Below are 21,373 nucleotides of genomic sequence, written 5' to 3'. Positions count from 1 at the left end.
GCCAGCACCGTTGCTCCGGGTTTTGTTAGCCGCTCCAATCCGGGCAAAGAAAAACCGCCTTCGGGCGGTTTTTCTTTTGGTGCGTTTACATCCGGCTGTACTGCGGGCCGCCGCCGCCTTCGGGCGTGACCCAGACGATGTTCTGCGTCGGGTCCTTGATGTCGCAGGTCTTGCAGTGGACGCAGTTGCTGGCGTTGATCTGCATCCGCGGGCCGTTGTGGTCCTCGACGATTTCGTAGACGCCGGCCGGGCAGTAGCGCGATTCGGGGCTGGCGTACCTGGCGAGGTTGATGTCGATCGCCTTGGCCGGATCGGTCAGCCGCAGGTGGGCCGGCTGGTCTTCGGTGTGCTGGACACCGGAGAAGGTCAGCGACGTCAGCTTGTCGAAGCTCAGCACGCCATCGGGCTTCGGATAGATGATCGGGCTGAACTCGTTGGCCGGCCTGAGCTTGGCGTGATCGCTGCCGGCGTGTTTCAGCGTCCATGGCAGCCGGATGCCGAACTGGCGCAGGGTCAGCTCGGCACCGGTACAGGCGACGCCGAGCAGCGTGCCGAAGCGCGACAGCATCGGCTTGGCGTTGCGGACGACGTCGAGCTCTTTCCAGGTCCACGACTGCTTCAATGCCGCAGGGTAGGCGGCGAGCTCGTCGTGGCCGCGGCCGGCGGCGATCGCTTCGGCGACGGCGTCGGCGGCGATCATGCCCGAGTTGAGCGCGTTGTGGATGCCCTTGATCCGCGGCAGGTTGATGAAGCCGGCCGAATCGCCGATCAGCGCGCCGCCCGGAAAGGTGAGCTTGGGCAGCGACTGCAGCCCGCCCTCGGCGATGGCGCGCGCACCGTATTCGAGCCGCTCGCCGCCGTCGAGATGGGCGCGGATTGCCGGGTGGATCTTGAAGCGCTGGAATTCCTCGTACGGGTTGAGGTACGGATTGGCGTAGTCGAGGTGGACGACGAAGCCGACCGCGATCAGCCCGTCGGCCTGATGGTAGAGGAAGCCGCCGCCACCGGTGCTGTTGTCGAGCGGCCAGCCGAGCGAATGCACGACCAGACCGGGCTGGTGCCGCGCCGGTGCGGCCCGCCACAGCTCCTTGAGGCCGATGCCGAACTTCTGCACGTCGCTGTCGGCGCGCAGCTTGAACTGCACCTCGGCCTTGCGCGTCAGCGAGCCGCGCGCGCCTTCGCCCAGCAGCGTGTAGCGCGCCTTGATCAGCATACCGGGCGCGTAGTCGGGACCGGCCTGGCCGTTGCGCCTGATGCCGAAATCGCCGGTGATCACGCCATTGAGCGCGCCGTTTTCGGCCAGCGACAGCTCGGCGCCGGCAAAGCCCGGGTAGATTTCGACGCCGAGCGCCTCGGCCTGCGTCGCCAGCCAGCGTGCCAGCTCGCCGAGGCTGAGGATTTCACAGCCGTCGTTCTTGAGGACTTTCGGCAGCAGCGCGTGCGGCAGCGTTTCGGCCTCGGACTGCTTGAGCCAGAGCATCTCCTCGTGCTGGACCGGCACGCGCAGCTTCAGCGGTGCGCGGCGCCAGTCGGGCAGCAGCTCGTCGAGCGCGCGCGGGTCGATCACCGCACCCGACAGCAGGTGGGCGCCGACCTCCGGGCCTTTTTCGAGCACGCAAACGCTCACGTCGGGCGAGCGTTGCTTCAGTCGGATCGCCGCGGCCAGACCGGCCGGGCCGGCGCCGACGATGACAACGTCGTATTCCATTTCGTCGCGTTGCATTAATTACTCGTTCGCATATCTAAATAACGGATATAAAATATAGAAACAATCCGATTAACTGATATTTTAATGCCGAATAAAATGTCGGGCAAACCGAAGGAGTGCCCATGAAGATTCTCGTCGCCGTCAAACGCGTCGTCGACCACAACGTCCCCGTACGCGCCAAGCCGGACGGCAGCGATGTGGAGCTCGACGGCGTTCGCATGAACATCAATCCTTTCGACGAAATTGCCGTCGAGGAAGCGCTGCGCCTGAAGGAAAAGGGCGTCGCGACCGAGATCGTCGCCGTCAGCCTCGGCAGCGCCGCCAGCCCGGAAGCGCTGCGCCACGCGCTGGCGATGGGCGTCGACCGCGCACTGACCGTCGAAACCGGCGGCGCCTTCCTGCAGCCGCTGGCCGTTGCCAAGCTCTTGAAGGCCGTGGTCGAACGCGAACAGCCGGGCCTCGTGCTCGTCGGCAAGCAGGCGATCGACAATGACGCCGGCCAAGCCGGCCAGATGCTCGCCGCGATGCTCGACTGGCCGCAGGCGACCTTCGCGTCCGAACTGCAGATCGAAGGTTCTGAGGCCGTCGTCACCCGCGAAGTCGACGGTGGCGTCGAAACCATCGCGCTGGCGCTGCCGGCCGTGGTCACCTGCGACCTGCGCCTGAACGCGCCGCGCTTCGTCAAGCTGCCGAACCTGATGATGGCGAAGAAGAAGCCGATCGAGGTGCTCGACGCGGCCGAAACCGGCGTCGACTTCACGCCGCGCGTCAAGCGCCTGAAGGTTGCCGCGCCGGAACAACGCAAGGCCGGCATCAAGGTCGCCAGCGTCGCCGAGCTGGTCGAAAAACTGCGCGCGTCGGGGGTGCTGTAAATGAGCGTACTGATTCTGGCCGATCACGACGGCCGCCAACTCAAGGCCGCGACCCGTCGCGCCGTCGGCGCCGCCCAAGCCTGGAATGCGCCGATCCACGTGCTGGTCGTCGGTGACGATACCGCCGCCGTGGCCGCCGACGCGGCCCAGCTCGAAGGCGTGGCCCGCGTGCTGCGCGTCGATGCACCGCATCTGGCGCATCCGCTGGCGGCCGATGTCGCCAACATCGTCAGGTCGCTGGCCGGTGACTTCCAGGTCATCCTCGCCGCGCACTCGACGCAGGCCAAGGACGCGCTGCCGCGCGTCGCCGGCCTGCTCGACGTGGCGATGATCGCCGACGCCGTCGCGATCACCGCGCCGGCGACCTATGTGCGGCCGATCTACGCCGGCAACCTGCTGGCGACGGTCGAGAGCAGCGATCCGGTCCAGGTCGTCACGGTCCGCGCGACCAGCTTCCCGGCCGCCGGTACGGCTGCTGCGCCGGCCGCGATCGAGTCGCTGCCGGCCCCTGCCGCCGATACCCGCGTGCGCTGGGTGTCGGAAGCCAAGAACACGTCCGATCGCCCCGAGCTGGCGTCGGCGCGCGTCGTCGTCTCCGGTGGCCGTTCGTTCGGCGAACGCTTCGAGGAACTGCTCGGCCCGCTGGCCGACAAGCTCGGTGGCGCCATCGGCGCGACCCGTGCGGCCGTCGACGCCGGCTTCGCGCCGAACGAGCAGCAGGTCGGCCAGACCGGCACCGTCGTTGCGCCGGAGCTGTACATCGCCGCCGGAATTTCCGGCGCGCAGCAGCATCTGGCCGGCATGAAGGACAGCCAGGTCATCGTCGCGATCAACCACGATCCGGACGCCGCGATCTTCCAGGTCGCCGACTTCGGCCTCGTTGCCGACCTGTTCGACGCCGTTCCGCAACTTACCAAAGCACTGGAAAAATAATAAATGAGCACCTACGCCACTGAAAAAGTCCTCTCGGTCCACCACTGGAACGACACGCTGTTCAGCTTCAAGACGACGCGCGATCCGGGCCTGAAGTTCGAGAACGGCCAGTTCGTGATGATCGGCCTCGAGATCAACGGCAAGAAGGTGATGCGCGCGTACTCGATCGCCAGCGCCAACTACGAAGAGCATCTCGAGTTCTTCAGCATCAAGGTGCCGAACGGCCCGCTGACGTCCGAGCTGCAGAAGATCAAGGTCGGCGACGATCTGCTCGTCAGCCGCAAGCCGACCGGCACGCTGGTGCTGTCGGACCTCAAGCCGGGCAAGACGCTGTACTACCTCAGCACCGGCACCGGCCTGGCGCCGTTCATGTCGCTGATCCAGGACCCGGAAGCGTACGAGCAGTACGACAAGATCGTGCTGTTCCACGGCGTGCGTACCGTGTCGGAGCTGGCCTACGCCGATTTCATCCAGAACGAGTTGCCGAACAACGAGTTCTTCGGCGAGGAAGTGCGCAACAAGCTGATCTACTACCCGAGCGTCACGCGCGAGCCGTTCCGCAACCAGGGCCGCCTGACCGACTTGGTCGAATCGGGCAAGCTGTTCGAGGACATCGGCCTGCCGCCGTTCAACCCGGAAACCGACCGCGCGATGCTGTGCGGCAGCCCGGCGATGCTTGAAGACACCTGCCGCCTGCTCGACGAGCGTGGCTTCCAGGTCAGCAAGCGGATCGGCCAGCCGGGGGATTACGTGATCGAGCGGGCTTTCGTCGAGAAGTAAGCGGTTGATGCGTGGCGATTCGTCGCTGCAGCAAAGAAAAACGGCCTTTCGGGGCCGTTTTGTGTTTTTGGGGTGTTGCTGCGTTTAGCGCCTGCGGCGCGTATTAAAGCGTTTACATGCGCGTTCCGCCGCGCGAACGGGTTACTTTCTTTGCTTCGCCAAAGAAAGTAACCAAAGAAAGGCGACCCGCGCCTGCGGCCCTCCGGGCTTCCCTCGATCGGTCGCAAGCCAAGCCATGAAACCGGCTCGTCTTGCTCCACTCCTCGGCGCTGGCGAACGGGATTGAAAAGCAGCTCTTTTCAAGCGTGGTGGATCACCGACGTTGTTTTCACCCTCGGCAAATGGCAAACCATCCGGCCTCCTCAGGAGCGCCGAGCAGCGCAAGTCGGCACGGAGCTGTCGGGGATCGCTGTTTGAGCGCAGCGAGTTTGCGATTCCCGCCGTGGCGACTGAGCAGCACAGGGCACCCCGAAGGGGCGCGGATGCGGGGTCGCCTTTTCTTTGGATACTTTCTTTGGCGAAGCAAAAGAAAGTATCACGTCTGCCGGGCGGAACCGGCAGTCAATGCTTTTACATGGCGCCGTAGGCGCTGCACGCCGAAGTTGACTACCGGTCGCCGCGACATGCTGCACGCGCGACGGATTGGCGTCACTACGCCTCACCCCAAATGCGTATGCCGATGCACCGGCCTCGGCTCCGCATCCATCTCGCTCAGACCCTGCACGATCCCGCAGGCATCGACCGGGAACTCGCCGTTGCAGCGGTGGCGCAGCTCGGTCAGCTGTTTTTCCAGCTCGGCCAGCTCGGCAATGCGCGCCTGCACGTGGCCGAGGTGGTCGTCGACGAGGTCGTTGACCGCGCCGCAGCCGGCGGCCGGGTCGTCGACGAAGCCGAGCAGGGTGCGGATTTCGTCCTGCGTCATGTCGAGCGCCCGGCAGTTGCGGATGAAGCGCAAGCGTTCGACGTGGGCCGGACCGTAGCTGCGGTAGTTGCTGGCGGTACGTTCGGCTGCGGGCAGCAGGCCTTCCTTTTCGTAGTAGCGCACGGTCTCGACGCTGCATTGCGCCGACTGCGCGAGTTCGCCGATTTTCATCGCTTGACCTTGTAGTGGCTTCAGGGTGTGTACTCCGTTTATACCGCAAACGGAGGTCATCATGTCCAGCTGCTGCGACCATGATCACGAACACAAGCCGACGGCCGGCCAGGCCCCGTCGCCGCGCTACCGCAAGGTGGCCGAGCATCACCACGACCACGACCACGACCACGACCACGACCACGACCACGACCACGACCACGGTACGGCGTGCTGCGCGCCGGCCGCGGTGCTGCAGCCGCTGGCGGCCAGCACCGACGGTGCCGATGGTGTGACCACGCAGATCCGCATCGGCGAGATGGACTGCCCGACCGAGGAAGCGCTGATCCGCAAAAAGCTCGGCCAGATGGCCGAGGTGCGCCGGCTCGAGTTCAACCTGATGCAGCGGGTGCTGACCGTCGTCCACGCGCCGGACGCGCTCGACGCGGTGCTGAACGCGATCCGTTCGCTGGGCTTCACCCCCGAGCTGCCCGAAGCCGGCGTTGCACCGGCCCCGGCGGTCGCAAAACCGTGGTGGCCGCTGGTGCTGGCCGGCGTGCTGGCGGTCGGTGCCGAGGCGATCGAATGGGCCGGGCTGCCGACGTGGATCGCAGCACTGCTGGCAATCGCCGCGGTGCTGGCCTGCGGGCTGACGACGTACAAGAAGGGCTGGGTCGCGATCCGCAACGGCAACCTCAACATCAATGCACTGATGAGCATTGCCGTCACCGGTGCGCTGCTGATCGGCCAGTGGCCGGAGGCGGCGATGGTGATGGTGCTGTTCACGCTCGCCGAGCTGATCGAGGCCAAGTCGCTCGATCGCGCCCGCAACGCCATCGCAGGGCTGATGGACCTTGCGCCGGAGCGCGCGACGGTGAGGCAGGGCGACGGCAGCTGGGTCGAAGTCGATGCGAAGGCGGTTTCGGTCGGCGACGTCGTCCGGGTCAAGCCGGGCGAGCGCGTCGCGCTCGACGGCGAGATCGTCGCCGGCAGCTCGAGCATCAACCAGGCGCCGATCACCGGCGAAAGCCTGCCGGTCGAGAAGGGCGAGGGCGACCCGGTGTTTGCCGGCACGATCAACGAATCCGGCTCGTTCGACTACCGCGTCACCGCCGCCGCGGCCAACACCACGCTGGCGCGGATCATCCACGCGGTCGAGGAGGCGCAGGGTGCCAAGGCGCCGACGCAGCGCTTCGTCGACCAGTTTGCCCGCATCTACACGCCGATCGTGTTCGTCGTCGCGCTGCTGGTCGCGGTCGTGCCGCCGCTGCTGCTTGGTGGCGAATGGCTGGCCTGGATCTACAAGGCGCTGGTGCTGCTGGTGATCGCCTGCCCGTGCGCGCTGGTGATCTCGACGCCGGTGACCATCGTCAGCGGCCTGGCCGCGGCGGCGCGGCGCGGCATCCTGATCAAGGGCGGCGTTTACCTCGAGGAAGGCCGCAAGCTGAAAACGCTGGCGCTCGACAAGACCGGCACGCTGACGCACGGCAAGCCCGAACAGACCGATGCCGAGGCGTGGAATGGTAGTGACTTAGGCACGGCAACGGCGCTGGCGGCGAGTCTGGCCGCCCGTTCGGACCATCCGGTGTCGCTGGCCATTGCCCGTGCCGCCGCCGGTGTCGTGCACGCGGAGGTCGACGGATTCGAAGCGCTGCTCGGCCGCGGTGTGCGCGGCAACATTGGCGGCAAGGCGTACTGGCTTGGCAACCACCGGATGGTGCACGAGCAGGGGCGCTGCTCGCCCGAACTCGAGGCACGGCTCGATGTGCTCGAACGGCAGGGCAGGACCGTGGTGATGCTGGTCGACGCCGAGCAAGTGCTGGCGCTGTTCGCCGTCGCCGATACCGTCAAGGACAGCAGCCGCCAGGCGGTGGCCGAGCTGCATGCGCTCGGCGTGAAGACGGTGATGCTGACCGGTGACAACCCGCACACGGCCGAGGCGATCGCCGCGCAGGTCGGCGTGACCGAAGCGCGCGGCGACCAGCTGCCGCAGGACAAGCTCGCGGCGGTGGAACAATTCGGCCGCGACGGCGTCACAGGCATGGTTGGCGACGGCATCAACGATGCGCCGGCGCTGGCGCGGGCCGACATCGGCTTCGCCATGGGCGCCATGGGCACCGATACCGCGATCGAAACCGCCGACGTCGCGCTGATGGACGACGACCTGCGCAAGCTGCCGGCCTTCGTGAAGTTATCGCGTGCGACGCATGCGGTGCTGGTGCAGAACATCGCGCTGGCGCTCGGCATCAAGGCGGTGTTTCTGGCGCTGACGCTGGCCGGACTCGGCACGATGTGGATGGCGGTGTTCGCCGACGTCGGTGCCAGCCTGCTGGTGGTCGGCAACGGCCTGCGCTTGTTGCGTCGCTAAGTTTCATTAAACCCAGACCATCACAGTTGGCGGTCGAGCCAAAGCAGTTTGTTGCCGCCCGAAGCACAGGAACCGGAATGGACATGAAGTCCATGAGGATTCCGAGCACCGGACGGTGACAAAATGCGCAGGCGCAGCCGCCAAATGAGATGGGCTTCAAGGAGAACACCATGCAATGCCCGACTTGTGTTGACGAACGTCTGGTGATGACCGAACGCCAGGGCGTCGAAATCGATTACTGCCCGCGCTGCCGCGGCGTCTGGCTCGACCGTGGCGAGCTCGACAAGATCATCGAGCGCGCCCAGGTCCAGGACGCGCCGCCCGCCCGTGAGGCGCCGCGCAGCGAACCCCGGCCGCAGGAAGTCCGCTACGACAACCGGCCACCGCACTACGATCAGAAGCCGCATTACGACCACAAGCCGTACAAGAAGCGCAAGTCGATCTGGGAGGAGCTGTTTGACTGAGCACGGTGCCCAGAATGGCAGCGTGCCCGATGCTTTTGACGCATTGGAGCCTGCCTTGTCACTGTCGGCATTGGGTCGGACGCCTGCAATGGACGTCCGGCCTGTGGCCGATGGCGAGGATGTGTGGCTCTTCGAAATACACCGCACCGTTTTCAGGTCGCACATCGAACAGATCTGGGGCTGGGACGAAGTCTGGCAGCAAGGCAATTTCGCGAGCGAGCTGGCATCGTCGAAGACCTCGGTCATCCGGATCGACACCGGGATCGCGGGTTATGTGCAGGTCTGCGATGAAGACTTGCGGATCTACATCCGGAACATTGCGCTCCTGCCCGAGTTTCGGCGCAAGGGCGTCGGCACCCGCCTGATCAAGGCGCTTCAAGCCGCTGCCGCCGCTCGAGGCGTGCCTTTGGCCTTGGGCGTCTTCCGGACCAATGCCGCCGCACGGCAGTTGTACGAGCGCCTTGGCTTTGTGAATACGTCCGAGACCACGACCCACATAGAGATGGTCTGGCTTCCCGCCTGAAGGTCAGGTTGCCGAGGCGCTCGGACGCTCGCGTCGGGTGGTTGCTGTCAGCGGTACTCGATCGCCCGGCCGCTGGCGTCACGCAGGACGATCTCGTCGCTGCGCGTCGCGCCGGCGGTCACTTCGCGGCACAGCGCGATGAAGGCCTGCATCCCCGGGGTGTGGAACTTCTGCTTGTGCCAGACGATGTGGAACTGCCGCTGCAGGTCCAGATCGTCGACCTCGATCGGCACGAGGCTGCCGCGGCGGAACGCTTCCTTCAGCGCCAGCCGCGAAATACAGGACACGCCCATACCGGCCTCGACGGCACGCTTGATCGCCTCGGTGTGTTCCAGTTCGAGCCGCACGTCCATTTGCGACCGCACCTGACGGAAGGCGTTCTCGAACGCCTGCCGCGTGCCCGAGCCCGGTTCGCGGACGATCCACGGCTGGCGGGCCAGCATGTCGATCGTCACGTGTTGCTCGCGTGTCAGCGGGTGGTCCGGCGCGGCGAAGACGACGAGTTCGTCGGCGATCCACGGTTCGGCGCTGAGGTCCGGGTTCGGGTTGTCGCCCTCGATCAGGCCGAAGTCGAGTTCGAAATGCGCGACCTGCCGCAGCACCTGCTCGGTGTTGTGCACGTCGAGCTGCACCCGGCAGCCCGGATAGCGGCGCATGAATTCGCCGACGAGCAGCGTCGCCAGATAGTTGCCGATCGTCAGCGTCGCGCCGAAGCGGAAGCCGTTGAGCCCGGCGTTGCCGGCGAGCAGGCTTTCGATTTCGCCGGCGCGGTCGAGGAGTTCGATCGCGCGCGGCAACAGCGCCCGGCCCGCTTCGTTCAACTGCAGCCGCTTGCCGTGCCGGTCGAACAGCCGCACGTCGAACTGCTTTTCCAGCTCGGCCAGCGCGGTGCTGGTCGCCGACTGCGACAGGTTCAGCGCCTCGGTCGCGCGCGACACGCTCTCGAAGCGGCCGACGGCGACGAAGACTTCGAGCTGTCTGAGCGTGTATCTCATCCGCCATACTCGGGTGCGATGGTTTCGGCGTAGTCGTATAGCGCCGCGAGGATGGCTTCGCCGCGCTCGTCGGCGGCCTCGGCCAGCGTGTCGATGCGTGCGCAGTAATCCTCGAGCGTCAGGTAGCCGTCGCGGCCTTCGAACAGCCGCTCGCCGCACAGCTGCTGCCAGCGCTCGGCTTCGGCTTCGGAGAGGCTGGCGGGGAAGTTGCGTGCGCGGTAGCGGAACAGCAGCTCGTCGAGCCGGCGGTCGTCGAAGCTGCTGCGGGCCGCGGCAAGCGCGTTGCCGTCGAGGCCGCGCAGCGTTTCCAGCGTGCGCCGGTCGTTGTTCGACAGAAAACCGCCGTACAGGTCCTGATCGACGTCGGTGATGGGCGGCAGGTCGCGTTTGAACACCTGTGCCCACGGCAACGCCGGCGCGTCGCGCAGCAGCGCGGCGTGGCGCTCGACGATGTCGAAATCGACACCCCAGCGTTCGGCCTGCGCCGGCTGCAGCGTTTTCAGGTTGCCGATGACGATCGGCGACTTGTTGATGTGGATGGTCTTGACCGGCAGCCGGCTCACGCCTTCGGGCAGCGCGTCGGCGCGGCTGAACATCCGCGTGCGGATCGTCTCGGCGTCGAGCGAGAACAGCTCGCGCGGATCGTGCGCCAGATCCCAGACGATCAGCTCGTTCTTGTTGGTCGGGTGCGTCGCCAGCGGCCACACGGCGGCGATGCAGCCGCGATCGGTGCCGAACATGCCGGAAACGTGCAGAAAGGGCTTGGGCTCGGCGCCGATCTGCGCGAGCACGGCGTCCTTCTTGCGCAGGCTCAGGCAGAAGTCGAACAGCTTGGGCTGGCGCGCGCGGATCAGCCGCGCCAGCGCGATCGTCGCGCGCACGTCGGATACCGCGTCGTGCGCGGCTTCGTGGACGAGGCCGTTGGCGCGCGACAGATCCTCGAGCTTGAAGCTCGGCCGGCCGTCGTCGTGGTTCGGCCAGTTGATGCCGTCGGGGCGCAGCGCCCATGTCGTGCGCACCGTGTCGAGCAGGTCCCAGCGGCCGCAGTCGTTCTGCCATTCGCGCGCGTACGGGTCGTACAGATTGCGCCAGAACAGGAAGCGGGTGACTTCGTCGTCGAAACGGATCGTGTTGTAGCCGACGCCGATCGTGCCCGGCCGCGCCAGCTCGGCCTCGATGCCGGCGGCGAAATCGCGCTCGCTTACGCCGCGTTCGAGGCACTGCTGCGGGGTGATGCCGGTCAGCAGACAGGATTCGGGATCGGGCAGCCAGTCCGGCGTCGGCCGGCAGAACAGCTCGACCGGCTCGGCGATCTCGTTCAGTTCGAGGTCGGTGCGGATGCCGGCGAACTGCGCCGGACGGTCGCGGCGCGGCACCACGCCGAAGGTTTCATAGTCGTGCCAGAAGAAGCTCGTGCTCATTGCGGGGCTTGTGAAGGATACGGTTGGGATTCGTCCCAGCTTGCCTGCCATGCGGCGGTGTAGCGCGCGGCGAGGGTCGGGACGTCGACCAGCCGCAGTGCATTTTCGGCGTTGTTGCGCGTGGCGGCCTGGGTGTAGTTGAACGAGCCGGTTTCGACGGTGTTGTCGTCGGCGACGATGAACTTGTGATGGTGGATTGCGAAGCGCCCGTTCAGCCGGACCGGGATGCCGGCGCCGGCCAGTGCATGAAGCCGGGACTCGGCCTGCCGGGCTTCGCGTGCATCGGCGACGACACGGACGTCGACGCCGCGGCGGTGGGCGGCGATCAGCGCGTCGGCCAGCCCGCGGTGGGTGAACATGTACGCGGCGACGCGCAGGCTGTGCTGTGCGCCGTTGATCGTGTCGAAAACGATGCACTCGGCGCAGCTGCCCGGCGAGAAGCCGACTTCGTAGCGGGCGTTGCTGCCCAGCGCGCTGCCGGCGGACGGCGGCTGCAGCGCACAGCCGCCGAGCAGGGCGGCGGCCAGCGGAACGATCAGGATTGAGCGGCGCACGATGATCCGGAACGGGATTGGAAAACGCCCATGATCGGCGACACGCGGGGCGACGGCAACCGTCAAATCAACGCGGCCCCGCCGGAAAGGCAGGGGCCGGGCGTGCGCCTGGACTGGCGGCGGCGGGCCTACGGTGCCGACGGCTGGCCGAACCCGTAGCCGGGCGCCGCGTCCCGCGGCTCGGGGCGGGGATGGTGCTGGACATGCCTGAGCCTGGCGATCAGCACGTGCGGGCTGTGGCCGTCGTCGGGGTAGACGCTGCAATGGATGCTGGTATCGAGCGCGACCAGCCTGTCGCCGATCTGCAGCGGCGTATCGAAGATCGCCTGCAGCTGCCTTTGCAGCGCTTCGGGCTCGACCAGATGCTGCGACAGCACGCCGAACGCATGCTGCCCCCAGCGGACCAGCAGGTCGTCCTGTGGCAAGGTCCGCTGGATGCGCTTGGCGACGGCGACGATCAGCGGCGTCTCGTTGTGCCGGCCGTACTGCGCCAGCAGCGCCTCGGTGCCGTTGAGTTCGATCACCGCCAGCGCAAAGCGTCGCTGGATCGCACCCTGGCCCGTGGTCAGCTGCGACAGCGTGTCCTTGAGCAGGCTGCGGTTGGGCAGGCCGGTGTCGCCGTCGACATAGGTGAGCCGGTACAGCCGCTGGGCATCCTCCTCGCGTTGCCGCGCCTCCTTGGCGCGGACGGCGGCCGCCGCGTCGGCGCGCGAGAGCATCAGCGTGCCGAAGAGGATCACCGCCGTCACCGCGGCCAGCGGCAGCCCGCCCCAGTTGCCGCTGAGGCCGCTGGCGGTGGTGCAGACGGTCTGCGAGGCGAACTGCGCTGCGGCCATGCCGGTGTAATGCATGCCGACGACGGCGACGCCCATGACCAGCGCCGCGATCAGCCGCGGCCGGCTGAACTGCTGCGAACTGAGTTCGCGCAGCCGGAAGGCGATGATGAGCGCGACCGCCGACGCCGACACGGCGATCAGCGCCGACGCGAGCACCAGGCCGACGTTGTAGTCGATGCCCGGCGATACCTGCATCGCGGCCATGCCGGTGTAATGCATCGTGCAGATGCCGATGCCCATCAGCATTGCGCCGCCGGCGATGGTCCGGTAGCCGAGACGGTCGCGGCTGGCGACGCGCAGCGCGAGCATCGACACCGCGATCGCCGCGAGCCAGGACAGCGCGGTCAGCCCGACGTTGTAGGTGACGGCGATCGGCAGCTCGAACGCCATCATGCCGGTGAAGTGCATCGCCCAGATGCCGGTACCCATCGCGACCGAGCCGCCGGCCAGCCACTGGTACGAACGCGCGCCGCTCGACGCCGAGATCCGCCCGGCCAGGTCGAGCGCGGTATACGACGCCAGCGCGGCGACGAGGTAGGAGACGATGACGAGCAGGAGGTCGTAGCTTCCGTTCACGGCGCAACTCCTTTGCAAACATTAGTAATTACTTATATTTTTGGGGTGATATTTATTCAAGCAGAGAAAGACTGATGTCGATAATCGGTAAGCAGATGGCGCCGGAACCGTGATGGCCGCTATGCGCCGGTGACCGTGCGTCCGCCCGTCGGCACGGCGGCGTTTGCCTGCCGGCAGGGCGTGCCGCACAATCGTCGCCGAAGCGGCGGATGGTCCGCCGCACTCACTCCCGCGAGCGCACCCATGTTTGCCCATGTCGATTCCTATCCCGGTGACCCGATTCTTTCGCTGATGGAGGCATTCCAGCGCGATCCGCGGCCACGCAAGGTCAATCTGGGCATCGGCATCTATTACGGCAACGATGGCGCGATTCCGCTGCTCGCGTCGGTGACCCGCGCCCAGGCCGAGCTGGCCCGGCCGGTGGCGATGCCCTACCTGCCGATGGAAGGCGACGCGGGCTTTCGCGCCCAGGTGCAGCGGCTGCTGTTCGGTGCCGACAGCGCGGTGCTGGCGGCGGGCCGCGTCGCGACGATCCAGACCCTGGGCGGCTCGGGGGCGCTGAAGGTCGGCGCCGACCTGCTCAAGCGCTACTTTCCGGACAGCGAGGCCTGGGTCAGCAGCCCGACCTGGGACAACCACCGGGCGATCTTCGAAGGCGCCGGCATCAAGGTCCACGACTACCCGTACTTCGATGCGGCGACCGGCGGCGTCGCCTTCGCGGCGATGTGCGACACGCTGCGCGCGCTGCCGGCGCAGAGCATCGTCGTGCTGCATCCGTGCTGCCACAATCCGACCGGTGTCGATCTGGACAAGGACCAGTGGCAGACGGTGATCGCCATCGTCGCCGAGCGCGGGCTGATCGCCTTCCTCGACATTGCCTACCAGGGCTTCGGCGACGGCCTTGCCGACGATGCCCACGTGATCCGCAGCATGGCCGACGCCGGGCTCAACTTCTTCGTCGCCAACTCGTTCTCGAAGAACCTCGCGCTGTACGGCGAGCGTTGCGGCGGCCTGTCGGTCGTCTGCGAGAGCGACGATGCCGCGGCGCGGGTGCTGAGCCAGCTGAAGCTGACCGTGCGGCGCAATTACTCGAGCCCGCCGACCTACGGCGCGCGGATTGCCGCCCGCGTGCTCGGCGACGACGCACTGTTCGACCTCTGGGCCGGCGAGGTCGCGACGATGCGCGAGCGGATCAAGGCGATGCGGCAGGCACTGTTCGCGCGGCTGTCGGCACGCTTCCCCGATCGCGACTTCGGCTACCTCGTCACCCAGCGCGGCATGTTCAGCTACACCGGGCTCAGCCCGGCGCAGGTGGGGCGGCTGATCGACGAGTTCGGCGTCTACCTGGTCCAGTCGGGGCGGATGTGCGTGGCGGGACTCAACGACGGCAACGTCGACTACGTCGCCGACGCGATCGCCGCCGTACTGGCGGACTGACGCCTCAGATTCCGTTCAGCAGCGCGCGGATCGGGGCGATCAGCTCGCTCGCGCACAGGCCGAGGCCGTTCGGGTGGCGTTCGCGCCATTCGTCCGCGGCCCGGCCGTGAACATAGGCGCCGAGCCGCGCTGCGGCGATCGGCGCCAGCCCCTGCACCCAGAGCGCGGCGATCAGCCCGGCAAGCAGGTCGCCCTGGCCGGCGGCGCCGAGCGCGCCGTTGCCGCTCGCGTTGATGCTGGTGCTCTCGCCATCGGCGCAGACCGTTCCCGAACCCTTGAGCAGCACGGTGCAGCCTAGCTGCACGACCAGCCGGTGCGCGGCCTCCAGCCGGTCACGCTGGACCTCGGCCGTCGTCACGCCGAGCAGGCGCGCCGCTTCGGCCGGATGCGGGGTGATCAGGCTCGGTGCGCCGCGCCCGCGCAGCTTGCCTTGCAGCGGCCCGGATGCGGCGATCAGGTTCAGTGCATCGGCGTCGAGCACGAGCGGCAGGTCGGCATCGAGCAGCGCCGCGAGCAGCGCTGCGGCGTCGCGGCTCTGGCCCAGACCGGGGCCGACCGCGACGACGTCGACCGCCTGCGAGAGCAGTTCGCCGGCCGGTCTCAGCATCAGCTCGGGCTGGAGCGGGTCGACGCTCAGTGCCGGGTCGAGCAGGCCGACGAAGACCTTGCCGGCGCCGGCCCTGGCGGCCATCCGGCCGGCGAGCAGTGCAGCCCCGGCCATGCCGGCGGCGCCGCCGACGATGGCCAGCGTGCCGTGGCTGCCCTTGTGGCTGGCATGGCGGCGGCGCAGCGACGGTTGCGACGGCGGTGCATCAACCAGCACGGCGTCGGCGGCCGGGGCGATGCCGGGCAGCAGTTCGAGCAGGTGGACCTTGCCGCAATGGTCGCGGCCGTCGGCGGTGTAGTAGCCGGGCTTGCGGGCCAGCATCGCCAGCGTGTGGTCGGCGTGCAGCGCATACGGGCGCGCGACGCCGCGATCGGCATCGAGACCGCTCGGCGCGTCGATCGCGACGATGACCTTGCCGAGCGCGTCGATCGCGCGCAGCCCGGCAACGAGGTCGGGGGCGAGGTCGCGGCTCAGGCCGAGGCCGAACAGCCCGTCGACGATGACGTCGCAGTCGGCCAGCCCGGCCGGTGGCGCCGGGCCGGCATCGGGCCCGTATGGCATCCAGATGCAGACCGTCTGTCCGGCATCGCGCAGGTGGCCGGCACAGTGCAGGGCGTCGGCGCCGTTGTTGCCCGGGCCGGCCAGCAGGCCGAAACGCCGGCCGCGGTACTGCGCCAGCAGCCAGTCGGCGATCGCCCGGCCCGCCAGTTCGATCAGTGGCGGACGATGCTGCGCGTGGGTTTGTTCCAGCCGCCGCAGCGTGCCGGACAGGTAGAGCGGGGTCATCGGATCGCGGCGAGCAGCTCGGCGTCGGCGATCAATTGCTGCAGCTGTTCGACCCGGATCCGCTCTTCGCCGCGCGCCCGCTCGTCGTTCCTTGGCCGGACCGACAGGCGGACCACGACGTGATCGTGCTCGAACTGCAGCGTCGGGTAATCGTCGTGGCGCGGGCCGGCGTCGGCATGACGATAGTCGATGCCGCGGTTGAGCAGGAAAAGCTCGACGCCCTTGGGGTCGTCGACATAGCCGATCAGGTTGATGTCCGAGTGCGGCCCCGCGACGCCCGACAGCACCGAGCCGGTCAGGTAGGGCGAGAACGGCGCCAGGAGCCGCATCACCGTCACCGCGGTCTTGCGCAGCGCCTGCAGGTGGCCGGCGTGCTGCGGCTGGTAGATCGCGCGGTAGCTGGCCAGCGCGGCTTCGATTTCCTGGTTCGACGGCAGCAGCGAGTGGTCGTCGAGCCCCAGTTGCCGCGCCGCCTTCTTCTTGGCCAGCGCGAAATCGTCCAGGTGATCTTCGGCGATCAGCTTGGCCGCGCGGTGGGCGATCTGCGCCCGGTGCGCGGCGGCATGACGTTCGGACAAGACGTTCTTTGCCATGGCAAGCCTCCTGGAACGGTGTCGCTGGAACGGGATTGCTGGAACGCGTTTGTTAGAACAGCAGGTCCTTGATCTCGTCGATCGGCTGGGCTGCAGCGCCACCGTCTCCACCGCCCAACCCGAGTTCCGGATTGGTCTGCGTGTACTCGTTGTAGAAGTACTCGGTCTGCGGGCCGCGGCTGGTGTCGATCGTCTGGGTGACGATGCCCTCGGGTACCGGATAATCGTACACCGGCACGTCGCGCAGCGCCTTGCTCATGAAGTTGATCCAGATCGGCAGCGCCAGCCGGCCGCCGTACTCGCCGCGGCCGAGCGTCTTGGGCTGGTCGAAGCCGACCCAGGTGATCGCGACCAGGTTCGGCTGGTAGCCGGCGAACCACGCGTCGCGCATGTCGTTGGTCGTCCCGGTCTTGCCGTACAGGTCGGGCCGGCCGAGCGCCTTGTTGGCGCGTGCCGCGGTGCCGTAGCGGATCACGTCGTGCAGCATGCTGCTCATGACGAAGGCATTGCGCGCGTCGAGCGTGCGCTTGGCGTTCTGGCCGGCGACTTCGGGCTGGGTCTGTGCCAGCACGCGGCCGCGGCTGTCCTCGATCCGGTCGACGAAGTACGAATGCACGCGGTAGCCGGTGTTGGCGAACACCGAATAACCCTCGGCCATCTGCAGCGGCGTGACGCTGCCGGCGCCGAGCGCCATCGTCAGGTAGGCCGGGTGGTCCTTCGGATTGAGGCCGAAGCGCGGCAGGAACTGCTGCGCGTACTGGGCGCCGACCGATTGCAGGATGCGGATCGACACGAGGTTGCGCGACAGCGTCAGCGCATTGCGCACCGTCATCATTCCCATGTACTTGCCGTCGTCGTTCTGCGGCTCCCACTTCTGGCCGCCGACCTGTTCGGGGTTGATCACCAGCGGTGCATCGTTGATCAGCGTCGCCGGCGTCACGCCGCGCTCGAGCGCGGCCGAATAGATGAAGGGCTTGAAGCTCGAACCCGGCTGGCGCATCGCCTGGGTCACATGGTTGAAGTGGCTGCGATTGAAGTCGAAGCCGCCGACGAGCGAACGGATCGCGCCGTTCTGCGGGTCCATCGCGACGAAGGCGCCCTCGACCTGCGGCAACTGGCTGATCTGCCAGCCCTTCGGCCCTTGCTTGACGCGGACGATCGCACCGGGGCGGATCCGTGCCGCCGGGGTGTTCTTGCTCGAGATCGCCGAACGGACGAAGGCCAGCCCGTCGCCGCCGATCTGCAGCTTTTCGCCGCCCTTGAGGAAAACGGTGACCGACTGCGGCGTCGCCGCGAGCACCACGGCAGCGCGCAGTTCGTCGTAATCGGACGTGTCGGACAGCGCGTCGTCGAGCGCCTCCTCGTCGCCGCTGGCCAGCAGTGCCGCATCGACGAAACCTTCCGGGCCGCGATAGCCGTGGCGGGCGTCGTAGCCGAACAGGCCTTCGCGCAAGGCCTGATAGCCGTCGTTCTGCTGCCGGCTGTCGAGCGTCGTGTAGACCGAAAAGCCCTGGGTGTACGCATCGTCCTTGTAGCGCTCGACCATCATCTGCCGGGCCATCTCGGCAATGTACTCGGCGTGCACCGCGTACTGCAGGCTGCCGCGCCGGAGTTCGAGCGGCGCCTGCTGCGCCTCCTGGTACTGCTGGTCGGTGATGAAGCGCAGTTCGTGCATTCTGCGCAACACATACTGCTGGCGCAGCGCCGCGCGTTTCGGGTTGACGACCGGGTTGTACGCCGACGGCGCCTTGGGCAGTCCGGCGAGCATCGCGTACTGGGCGATGCTGAGCGATTTCAAATCCTTGCCGAAATAAGTCTGGGCCGCCGTGGTGAAGCCGTAAGCTCGCTGTCCGAGATAAATCTGATTGATGTAAAGCTCGAGAATCTGGTCTTTGGACAGATTGTGTTCGATCTTGAACGACAACAAGGCTTCGTTGAATTTGCGGGTGAAAGTTTTCTCGTTCGACAGATAGAAGTTGCGCGCGACCTGCATCGTGATCGTGCTGGCGCCTGACTGCGAGTGCCCGGACACGATGTTGCCGACCATGGCGCGTGCGACGCCGATGTAGTCGATGCCGCCATGCTGGTAAAAGCGCTCGTCCTCGGCCGCCAGCAAGGCCTGTTTCATCAGTTGCGGCACCTGGTCGATCGGCGTGAACGCGCGGCGCTCTTCGCCGAATTCGCCAATGAGCACGCGATCTGCGGTATAAACCCGCAGCGGGATTTTCGGGCGATAGTCGGTCAGCGCATTGAGCGCCGGCAGTCGCGGGTAGGTGATCACCACGGCAAAAAAGACAAGGCCGGCCGTCACCAGAACCAAACCGATTAGGGCGCCGAGGGCGATCAGCAGAATTCGTTTTGTCATTGTCGTTTAATCGAAGAATTGACCCGGATTAATCTACGCTAAGGCGGCATTGTTGCAAAAATAAAGCGTCGTCTCACGGTAACTTTACAGTCGTCAGAATCGGCTGATAGCATCAATCCGCTAAATTATAACAATTACGCTAATTTCCTATTTTAAAAGGAAAAACACGTGTTATCTCTCGACTTTCTCAAGCCAAAGGCGCCGCCGCTGATCGGGGTGGACATCAGCTCGTCGGCCGTGAAGATGGTCGAACTCGGGATGGTGGGGCGCAACTACAGCCTCGAGCGCTACGTGATCGAGCCCCTGCCCAAGGATGCGGTCAGCGACGGCAACATCGCCAACATGGATGTGGTCGGCGAGGCGGTACGCCGCGCATGGCGTCATCTGGATTCCCGTATCAAGAATGTCGCGATCGCCCTGCCGGCGGCGTCGGTGATCAGCAAAAAAATCCTCGTTCCTGCCGGTCTGTCCGAGCGCGAGCTCGAAACCCAGGTCGAAATGGAGGCGAATCAGTATATTCCGTTCTCGCTCGACGAGGTGAACCTCGACTTCCAGGTGCTCGGGCCGTCGGCCGCGGTGCCGGAAGAGGAAGAGGTGCTGATCGCCGCGGCGAAGAAGGAAAAGGTCGACGAGCGCGTCGCCGTGATCGAGGCTGCCGCGCTCAAGGCGAGCGTGGTCGATGTCGAGTCGTACGCGACCCAGGCCGCGTTCGAGCTGATGCGGCCGCAACTGCCCGGCCAGGGCGAGAACCAGATTGTCGCCGTCGTCGACATCGGCTCGACGGCGATGCACGTCAACATCTTCAAGGACGGCCAGTCGATCTACAGCCGCGACCAGGCCTACGCCGGCAATCAGCTGACGCAGGAAATCCAGCGCAAGTTCGGTCTGTCGGCCGAAGAGGCCGAGCAAGCGAAGAAGTCGGGCGGCCTGCCCGACAACTACGAGCCCGAAGTGCTGCAGCCCTTTATCGATACGCTGGCGCTGGAAATCTCGCGCTCGCTGCAGTTCTTCTATACGTCGAGCAATTACAACTCGGTCGACCACATCCTGCTCGCCGGCGGCTGCAGCGCGATCCACGGTCTCGATGAGGCGGTGTCGAACCGCGCCCAGGTGCCGAGCACGATGCGGGCGAATCCATTTTTCGGCATGGCGACCGGCAAGATCCGCGGCAAGCAGATCCAGCTCGACGCGCCGTCGCTGCTGATCGCCTGCGGACTGGCGATGCGGAGGTTTGACCCGTCATGATCCGGATTAACCTGCTTCCCCACCGCGAGCAAAAGCGGCTGGCACGGCAGCGCCGTTACCTCGGCATGCTGGGGGCGAGTTTTCTCGCCGCTGTCGGCGTCGTCATCGCCGGCTACCTGTTCTACAACGCCCGCATCGAAACGCAGGAAGAGCGTAACCGCTTCATCACCGAAGAGAATGCCAAGCTCGACCGCGAGATCGCCGAGATCGAGAAGCTCAAGAGCGAGCGCCAGGCGCTGCTCGATCGCAAGACGGTCGTCGAGCGGCTGCAGTCGAACCGCGCCGAAACCGTCCACGTGATGGACCAGCTGGCGCGGCAGACGCCCGAAGGGATCTACCTGAAGGACGTGAAGCAGAGCGGCGACACGCTGGTGCTGCTCGGTTATGCGCAATCGAACGCCCGGGTTTCGACGCTGATGCGCAACCTCAACGATTCGGAGACGTTCGAGCAGCCCTTGCTGATCGAAGTGAAGTCGGCGCAGGTCGGCAACCAGCGTCTGTCCGAGTTCACGCTCAACATCAAGATCACCCGCAGTGGCGGTGACGAGCCGGCCGCGTCGAAGCCGGCCGCCGCGCCGCGTGCGTAAGGGGGCCGCATGACGCTGGACGAAATCCGCAATCTGGACCCGAAGAATGTCGGCGACTGGCCGGTCGGCGCGCAGCTGGGGCTGCTGGCGATCGTCTTTGCCGTCGTCATCGGTGTCGGCTACCTCTACGTCTGGAGCGACCAGATGCAGGTGCTCGACGAGGGGCGCGCCAGGGAAGAGCAACTGAAGACCGAGTTCCTCGACAAGAAGAAGAAGGCGGTCAATCTCGAAGCCTATCGGCAGCAGCTGCTGGAAATCCAGCAGTCGTTCGGCGCGCTGCTCAAGCAGTTGCCGAACAAGTCGGAAATGGAAACGCTGCTGACCGAGGTCAACCAGGCCGGCGTCGGCCGCGGCCTGCAGTTCGAGCTGTTCAAGCCCGGCGCCGAAATCAAGACTGCCGAGTTCGCCGAACTGCCGATCGACATCCGCATCGTCGGCAGCTATCACGATCTGTCCGCCTTCGTCAGCGACGTCGCACAGCTGTCGCGCATCGTCACGCTGAGCAATATCCAGCTGAACAGCGGCAAGGATCCCGAACTGCTGGTGATGCAGGCGGTCGCGAAGACCTACCGTTCGCTCGACGATGCCGAGTTGCAGGCGATTCGCCAGGCCGAAGCCGATGCGAAGAAGAAGAAGCGTTAGGAGCACGTG

At 66.4% G+C, this 21,373-nt stretch carries 19 protein-coding genes; 10 read left to right on the top strand and 9 right to left on the bottom strand.

The window, feature by feature from the left end:
- Window positions 1–85: 85 nt before the first annotated feature.
- Entirely contained in the window at window positions 86–1,723 is a 1,638-nt protein-coding gene (locus BJP62_RS09385) for an electron transfer flavoprotein-ubiquinone oxidoreductase (RefSeq protein ID WP_070529269.1), read from the bottom strand.
- A 107-nt stretch (window positions 1,724–1,830) separates the two neighbouring features.
- On the opposite strand from BJP62_RS09385, the gene BJP62_RS09380 reads away from it, so the two are divergent.
- From BJP62_RS09380 to BJP62_RS09370, 3 genes are read left to right on the top strand one after another with little or no spacing between them, the layout of a single operon-like run.
- The gene (locus BJP62_RS09380; protein WP_070529267.1) at window positions 1,831–2,580 is read left to right on the top strand and encodes an electron transfer flavoprotein subunit beta/FixA family protein; all 750 of its coding nucleotides are present in this window, start codon (window positions 1,831–1,833) and stop codon (window positions 2,578–2,580) included.
- The gene (locus BJP62_RS09375) at window positions 2,581–3,513 is read left to right on the top strand and encodes an electron transfer flavoprotein subunit alpha/FixB family protein (RefSeq protein WP_070529266.1); all 933 of its coding nucleotides are present in this window, start codon (window positions 2,581–2,583) and stop codon (window positions 3,511–3,513) included.
- A 3-nt stretch (window positions 3,514–3,516) separates the two neighbouring features.
- Window positions 3,517–4,293, top strand: coding sequence for a ferredoxin--NADP reductase (locus BJP62_RS09370; protein ID WP_070529264.1), 777 nt, complete (start codon window positions 3,517–3,519; stop codon window positions 4,291–4,293).
- 658 nt (window positions 4,294–4,951) lie between these two features.
- Here the strand turns inward: BJP62_RS09370 and cadR are convergent.
- A complete protein-coding gene (gene cadR / locus BJP62_RS09365; protein ID WP_070529263.1) occupies window positions 4,952–5,386 on the bottom strand; it encodes a Cd(II)/Pb(II)-responsive transcriptional regulator in 435 nt (144 codons plus the stop codon).
- Between the two features lie 61 nt (window positions 5,387–5,447).
- Here cadR and BJP62_RS09360 point away from each other — a divergent pair, with 61 nt between their 5' ends.
- From BJP62_RS09360 to BJP62_RS09350, 3 genes are all read left to right on the top strand, one after another.
- Window positions 5,448–7,733 (top strand): heavy metal translocating P-type ATPase, encoded by a 2,286-nt coding sequence (locus BJP62_RS09360; RefSeq protein WP_083300818.1) that lies wholly within the window; start codon window positions 5,448–5,450, stop codon window positions 7,731–7,733.
- A 170-nt stretch (window positions 7,734–7,903) separates the two neighbouring features.
- On the top strand, window positions 7,904–8,197 hold the full coding sequence (locus BJP62_RS09355) for a zf-TFIIB domain-containing protein (protein ID WP_070532554.1): 294 nt from the start codon (window positions 7,904–7,906) through the stop codon (window positions 8,195–8,197).
- A 22-nt stretch (window positions 8,198–8,219) separates the two neighbouring features.
- The gene (locus BJP62_RS09350; RefSeq protein WP_205700880.1) at window positions 8,220–8,720 is read left to right on the top strand and encodes an N-acetyltransferase; all 501 of its coding nucleotides are present in this window, start codon (window positions 8,220–8,222) and stop codon (window positions 8,718–8,720) included.
- 47 nt (window positions 8,721–8,767) lie between these two features.
- On the opposite strand, the gene BJP62_RS09345 is transcribed toward BJP62_RS09350, so the two are convergent.
- The 4 genes from BJP62_RS09345 to BJP62_RS09330 all read right to left on the bottom strand — a co-directional run bounded on the left by BJP62_RS09345 (window position 8,768) and on the right by BJP62_RS09330 (window position 13,102).
- The gene (locus BJP62_RS09345) at window positions 8,768–9,715 is read right to left on the bottom strand and encodes a LysR family transcriptional regulator (protein ID WP_070529260.1); all 948 of its coding nucleotides are present in this window, start codon (window positions 9,713–9,715) and stop codon (window positions 8,768–8,770) included.
- Complete coding sequence (gene sbcB, locus BJP62_RS09340; RefSeq protein WP_070529259.1) at window positions 9,712–11,136, bottom strand: exodeoxyribonuclease I; 1,425 nt, start codon at window positions 11,134–11,136, stop codon at window positions 9,712–9,714. Before sbcB ends, BJP62_RS09345 begins: the two co-directional genes overlap by 4 nt.
- Complete coding sequence (locus BJP62_RS09335) at window positions 11,133–11,690, bottom strand: phospholipase D family protein (protein WP_083300817.1); 558 nt, start codon at window positions 11,688–11,690, stop codon at window positions 11,133–11,135. Before BJP62_RS09335 ends, sbcB begins: the two co-directional genes overlap by 4 nt.
- A 128-nt stretch (window positions 11,691–11,818) precedes the next feature.
- Window positions 11,819–13,102 carry an MHYT domain-containing protein gene (locus tag BJP62_RS09330; RefSeq protein ID WP_070529257.1) on the bottom strand — a complete coding sequence of 428 codons (1,284 nt, stop codon included), beginning with the start codon at window positions 13,100–13,102 and terminating at the stop codon, window positions 11,819–11,821.
- A gap of 243 nt (window positions 13,103–13,345) precedes the next feature.
- Between BJP62_RS09330 and BJP62_RS09325 the strand changes: the two genes are divergently transcribed.
- Window positions 13,346–14,539 (top strand): amino acid aminotransferase, encoded by a 1,194-nt coding sequence (locus BJP62_RS09325; protein ID WP_070529256.1) that lies wholly within the window; start codon window positions 13,346–13,348, stop codon window positions 14,537–14,539.
- Window positions 14,540–14,543: 4 nt separating this feature from the next.
- Here the strand turns inward: BJP62_RS09325 and BJP62_RS09320 are convergent, their stop codons facing one another.
- From BJP62_RS09320 to BJP62_RS09310, 3 genes are read right to left on the bottom strand one after another with little or no spacing between them, the layout of a single operon-like run.
- Window positions 14,544–15,932, bottom strand: coding sequence for an NAD(P)H-hydrate dehydratase (locus tag BJP62_RS09320; protein WP_070529254.1), 1,389 nt, complete (start codon window positions 15,930–15,932; stop codon window positions 14,544–14,546).
- Window positions 15,929–16,525, bottom strand: coding sequence for a hypothetical protein (locus tag BJP62_RS09315; RefSeq protein ID WP_070529253.1), 597 nt, complete (start codon window positions 16,523–16,525; stop codon window positions 15,929–15,931). Before BJP62_RS09315 ends, BJP62_RS09320 begins: the two co-directional genes overlap by 4 nt.
- A 52-nt stretch (window positions 16,526–16,577) precedes the next feature.
- On the bottom strand, window positions 16,578–18,890 hold the full coding sequence (locus tag BJP62_RS09310) for a penicillin-binding protein 1A (RefSeq protein ID WP_070529251.1): 2,313 nt from the start codon (window positions 18,888–18,890) through the stop codon (window positions 16,578–16,580).
- Window positions 18,891–19,058: 168 nt separating this feature from the next.
- Here BJP62_RS09310 and BJP62_RS09305 point away from each other — a divergent pair, with 168 nt between their 5' ends.
- The 3 genes from BJP62_RS09305 to BJP62_RS09295 are packed head-to-tail and all read left to right on the top strand — an operon-like array spanning window position 19,059 to window position 21,364.
- Entirely contained in the window at window positions 19,059–20,135 is a 1,077-nt protein-coding gene (locus BJP62_RS09305; protein WP_070529250.1) for a pilus assembly protein PilM, read from the top strand.
- Window positions 20,132–20,722 (top strand): PilN domain-containing protein, encoded by a 591-nt coding sequence (locus BJP62_RS09300; protein WP_070529248.1) that lies wholly within the window; start codon window positions 20,132–20,134, stop codon window positions 20,720–20,722. The genes BJP62_RS09305 and BJP62_RS09300 overlap by 4 nt, the downstream gene beginning before the upstream one ends.
- 9 nt (window positions 20,723–20,731) lie before the next feature.
- A complete protein-coding gene (locus tag BJP62_RS09295) occupies window positions 20,732–21,364 on the top strand; it encodes a type 4a pilus biogenesis protein PilO (protein ID WP_070529246.1) in 633 nt (210 codons plus the stop codon).
- Window positions 21,365–21,373: the final 9 nt, after the last annotated feature.

This window comes from Jeongeupia sp. USM3, assembly GCF_001808185.1.
Lineage (GTDB): Bacteria > Pseudomonadota > Gammaproteobacteria > Burkholderiales > Chitinibacteraceae > Jeongeupia.
The sequence above is the reverse complement of the archived record's forward strand: the minus strand, read 5'-3'. Positions and strand labels throughout refer to the sequence as shown.

Bases quoted from the DNA above. Each gene is read 5' to 3' on its own strand.
- BJP62_RS09385 (WP_070529269.1), bottom strand. From the start codon at position 1,723: ATGCAACGCGACGAAATGGAATACGACGTTGTCATCGTCGGCGCCGGC.
- BJP62_RS09375 (WP_070529266.1), top strand. From the start codon at position 2,581: ATGAGCGTACTGATTCTGGCCGATCACGACGGCCGCCAACTCAAGGCC.
- BJP62_RS09355 (WP_070532554.1), top strand. From the start codon at position 7,904: ATGCAATGCCCGACTTGTGTTGACGAACGTCTGGTGATGACCGAACGC.
- BJP62_RS09310 (WP_070529251.1), bottom strand. From the start codon at position 18,890: ATGACAAAACGAATTCTGCTGATCGCCCTCGGCGCCCTAATCGGTTTG.
- sbcB (WP_070529259.1), bottom strand. From the start codon at position 11,136: ATGAGCACGAGCTTCTTCTGGCACGACTATGAAACCTTCGGCGTGGTG.
- BJP62_RS09320 (WP_070529254.1), bottom strand. From the start codon at position 15,932: ATGACCCCGCTCTACCTGTCCGGCACGCTGCGGCGGCTGGAACAAACC.
- cadR (WP_070529263.1), bottom strand. From the start codon at position 5,386: ATGAAAATCGGCGAACTCGCGCAGTCGGCGCAATGCAGCGTCGAGACC.
- BJP62_RS09380 (WP_070529267.1), top strand. From the start codon at position 1,831: ATGAAGATTCTCGTCGCCGTCAAACGCGTCGTCGACCACAACGTCCCC.
- BJP62_RS09300 (WP_070529248.1), top strand. From the start codon at position 20,132: ATGATCCGGATTAACCTGCTTCCCCACCGCGAGCAAAAGCGGCTGGCA.
- BJP62_RS09360 (WP_083300818.1), top strand. From the start codon at position 5,448: ATGTCCAGCTGCTGCGACCATGATCACGAACACAAGCCGACGGCCGGC.
- BJP62_RS09295 (WP_070529246.1), top strand. From the start codon at position 20,732: ATGACGCTGGACGAAATCCGCAATCTGGACCCGAAGAATGTCGGCGAC.
- BJP62_RS09370 (WP_070529264.1), top strand. From the start codon at position 3,517: ATGAGCACCTACGCCACTGAAAAAGTCCTCTCGGTCCACCACTGGAAC.
- BJP62_RS09345 (WP_070529260.1), bottom strand. From the start codon at position 9,715: ATGAGATACACGCTCAGACAGCTCGAAGTCTTCGTCGCCGTCGGCCGC.
- BJP62_RS09325 (WP_070529256.1), top strand. From the start codon at position 13,346: ATGTTTGCCCATGTCGATTCCTATCCCGGTGACCCGATTCTTTCGCTG.
- BJP62_RS09315 (WP_070529253.1), bottom strand. From the start codon at position 16,525: ATGGCAAAGAACGTCTTGTCCGAACGTCATGCCGCCGCGCACCGGGCG.